Origin of the sequence: Anaerophaga thermohalophila DSM 12881 (assembly GCF_000191885.1) — a bacterium.
GTDB lineage: Bacteria > Bacteroidota > Bacteroidia > Bacteroidales > Marinilabiliaceae > Anaerophaga > Anaerophaga thermohalophila.
This window is the reverse complement of the sequence record NZ_AEWI01000074.1, coordinates 1-3137: the sequence shown is the minus strand read 5'-3', so window position 1 is coordinate 3137 and position 3137 is coordinate 1. Positions and strand designations below refer to the sequence as shown.

2 protein-coding genes are annotated in these 3137 nt (G+C 42.7%); both read right to left on the bottom strand.

Annotation, left to right across the window (positions count from 1 at the left end):
* Positions 1–1974 (bottom strand): alpha-L-arabinofuranosidase C-terminal domain-containing protein (locus tag ATH1_RS19665; RefSeq protein WP_010423440.1); only part of this gene is annotated, 1974 nt, incomplete at its 3' end.
* A 205-nt stretch (positions 1975–2179) separates the two neighbouring features.
* Complete coding sequence (locus ATH1_RS19660; RefSeq protein ID WP_245531818.1) at positions 2180–2950, bottom strand: cation efflux transmembrane domain-containing protein; 771 nt, start codon at positions 2948–2950, stop codon at positions 2180–2182.
* Positions 2951–3137: the final 187 nt, after the last annotated feature.

Sequence of the window (3137 nt, the reverse complement as noted above, 5' to 3'; positions counted from 1 at the left end):
TGCGCATTTTTTTGTTTTTTGGGTGGCATTTTTCACAAGTTGGGTTAATGTCTCACTAATGCTTTGTCCTCTTAGTTTTATTTCTGTTTTAACCGGGGCTACGTTTTTGGGATTTTTCAGGGTGTTATATGCCAGAGGATTGTCGGCAGTCATGAGGTAAGCCGTTGCTTTTTTTCTGATTTTGGCTTTACCGCTTAGATCAACATTCACTTCCTGTGCTTCTTCTGAAGCATTGACCAGTTTTACGTAAACCTTTCCGGCTTTTTTATCTACTGAAGCGCTGGCATACAATTTATCCTGTCCTGTGAGAGGTTTGCCGTCCATGGTGATGTTTAATACTTCACTGCCGGTATGGTTTGAGTAAAGTTTCTGCACGTAATAATTGGGTGTTCCCATCACGGTCAGGTTGTCGAACCAGATGAGGTCTGGACGCCATTGCCAGGCTTCAATGTGTGCCATCAGGGGGGCGTAAGATGCCATGTTTACTACATCGGCATTGCGAACCAGACCGGTCATGAAGGCTGCTTCGCTCAGGGCGCTTAACCATGAATTTTTTGAGGCAGGGTCTTCATTATCCGGACCATGGGCTGCATATTCGCCTGCAAACACTTTAGGACCGTTGCGGTCATAGTCGTCGTAGCGGTCGGCATTTTCGAAAAACCATTCGGGGTTCATGTAATAATGTTCGTCAATCAGATCAACTTTTTCATCCTTCATTTCCTTCCAGAGATAGTGGAAACGGTCGTCTTCAGGCCTGGGGCCTGAACCGCCAACAAGCATGATCCCGGGATGTTTGTTGCTGATGACTTCAGCAAATTTTTGATAGCGTTCCACATACTGTTCTCCCCATTGTTCGTTGCCAATTCCAATGAATTTCATATTGAAAGGTTCGGGATGGCCCATTTCGGCACGCAATTTTCCCCATTTGGTAGTGGTGTCACCATTGGCAAATTCAATCAAATCCAGAGCATCCTGAATGTAGGGGTCGAGTTCATCCATGGGAACCAGCTCACCTGTATTATACTGGCAGGCCATTCCGCAATTCAGGATGGGAAGGGGTTCGGCACCCAGGTCTTCAGCCAGAAGGAAATATTCATAAAATCCAAGGCCGAAAGATTGATAGTAATCGGGTGTATGGCGATGCATAAATTCAGTATTCCACCGGTTGACGATCACTTCGCGGTCTTCAACCGGACCGACTGTCTTTTTCCACTGGTAGCGAAGACTCAGGTCATGGCCTTCAACAATGCAACCGCCGGGGAAACGCAGGAAACCGGGATGAAGATCGTACAGCATTTGCACGAGATCGGCACGGAGCCCGTTTTTCCGCTTGTTCCAGGTGTCTTCAGGGAACAGCGAAATCATATCCATTTCAACGATTCCTGTTCCATTGACCATCACCCGTAGTTTGGCTTTCGCATCGGTTTGGGAAGATGTAAAGGAACCCTCCATCTTTTGCCAGTCTTCCCGGAAGCCGGAGATGGAAGTCTGCCCGATAACTTGCCCGTCTGTGCTGAGCAATTCTACTGATATTTCAGGATTGTTGTTGCCTACTTTACGGGCAATGACCAAGAAATTGTACCGATTGCCGGCTCGCACACCCATTCCGCGAAAACCTTCGTTCACGACGCCGAACATGCCGTCATCATTACGGCTGTCGATGCGGATGTACGTCGGGTTTTCAGGTTTATTCTGTTCCTGTTTCAGGATGAAAATCTTTCCGTTCCCGTCTTTTTTGGAAGTTTCCTGCCACCCCATCATGGGTTCGTAAAATTCGAAAGAGCGGTTTTTTACCAGCTCGGCATATATTCCCCCGTCGGCACTAAAGTTGATGTCTTCAAAGAAGATGCCCCACATGTAGGGTTGAATAGTTGCTTTTGGATGGTCAATATCTACTTTTATATCATGTTGCCCATGGACGAAATTGCCGGAGATTGTATAGATCAACGCCAGAACTAAAAGTATTTTCTTCATAGCATTAAAGGTTTTGTGGATTTTAGATATTTTAAAATGACTATGGATATTCGATATTCATTATCCTGCTACCAAAATAGTGTGAAATTATATTAGTTGCAAGGATTAAAAGTCAAAAATACATTTTTATACGGATTTATCAATAATAATGCTGATGAGTTGGCTACCAAGCAATAAAATACTTCAACAGCTACAAAGACGATGTTTAAACCAATGCCAATGGCAAAAATTTTTCCGTAACGTTTTGATTATTATATTTATGCGAATGTGCTATAACGTTTTGTTTCCCAAGTTTTAATATTCTGAAAGCCCCTCTTACCACGATTAAAAATACAATTGCCCCAATGATTAAATCGGGATATTTTGATTGCGTCATTAAGACCAAAACACCAGCCACAATTACACCTGTATTGATAATTATATCGTTAGATGTAAAAATCATGGTGGCTTTCATGTGTGCTTCGTTGCTCTTTGATCTTTGCAATAAATAGAGGCAAACTGAATTGGCGATCAATGCCAATACCGAAACGATAATCATGGTTTGAAAGTCCGGCACTTCTACAAAACTGATAAACCGATGTATCACCTCCGAAAGACCCGGAAGGGCTAATGCCAGTTGAAAATATCCGCTTAGTTTCGCTACTTTTTTCTTGCGAATTACTGTTGAACCGACTGCCCAAAGGCTAAGCCCATAAACCAACGCGTCTGCCAGCATATCCAGCGAATCGGCAACCAAACCCATGGATTTTGAAATGAGACCTGTTGTAATTTCAATGATAAAAAAAGCAAAATTGATAATCAGTACCGTCCAAAGAAGTTTCGATTGTACCGATGTATGGTCAATAAATTCATCCTGTTGGACAAAAACTGTTTCTTTGTGTTCCGTGCCCAAATTGAGTTCTTTCAAGCGTTGTTCTATTTCAGGGGTCTTTTCGGAATGAAAGACAGTGAGTTTACGGTTTTCAGTATCGAACACCAGACTTTTTTGGTTCCGTTTGGGGCAATGACAAAAAGAATAATGGAAAATAAATTTGAAACAGAAACAGGCGGCTGACTTTTTCAGCCGCCTCTATATTTAATGGTACTACCCTTCAATAGATCGTTAGATTATTAGATTTAACCCAACTTGTGAAAAATGCCACCCAAAAAACAAAAAAATGCGC